At 50.4% G+C, this 750-nt stretch carries 1 protein-coding gene; it reads left to right on the forward strand.

The annotated features are described in order from the left end of the window. On the forward strand, positions 1-750 hold a 750-nt coding region (locus tag R8N47_RS24835; RefSeq protein ID WP_318186057.1), incomplete at both ends, for an SLC13 family permease.

The raw sequence follows: 750 nt of genomic DNA on the forward strand, positions 1-750 counted from the left end.
AGCGCTACTTGGCCCTATTGTGGCGTCAGCACCGAAAGGTGACTTAGGCATTAAAGCACTGGTTTTGTGTATTCCAATAGCCGCCAATACAGGTGGTATTGCTACGCCAATAGGTACGCCACCGAACGCCATCGCACTGCAATATCTCACTGGAGAAAACACCATCGACTTCCTCTCATGGATGATGATGGGCTTACCTTTTGTCTTAGTGCAATTGACCATCGCTTGGTTCTTACTGCAAAAGCTGTTCCCATCGAGCGAGCCAGAAATGAAACTCAAGTTGGATGGCACTTTCAAAAAGAGCTGGCGCGCAATGGTGGTTTACGTGACCTTCGCCCTCACCATCGTCTTGTGGATGACCACCAAAGCTCATGGCATGAATACGTACGTCGTCGCGATTATTCCTCTGGCAGTCTTTACCTTAACGGGCATCATGGGCAAAGAAGAGCTCAAACTGATCAACTGGGACGTATTGTGGTTGGTTGCCGGTGGTATTGCGATTGGTATTGCACTCGATAAAACGGGCTTGGCAGAAGCGCTCGCCCACGCAATTGATTATGAGGCACTGTCTCCATTTGCGGTGGTGGTTGCACTCTCCATCGTGTGTTGGTTGATGGCCAATTTTATGTCGAACACTGCGACCGCGAACTTGTTGATGCCAATTGCCGCAGCAATCGGGGTTTCCATGCCGAGTTTGGCCGCTGTCGGTGGCTTACAAGGCTTACTGGTTGTGGTCGCATTCTCAGCTTC

The organism is Vibrio sp. 2132-1 (assembly GCF_033344315.1).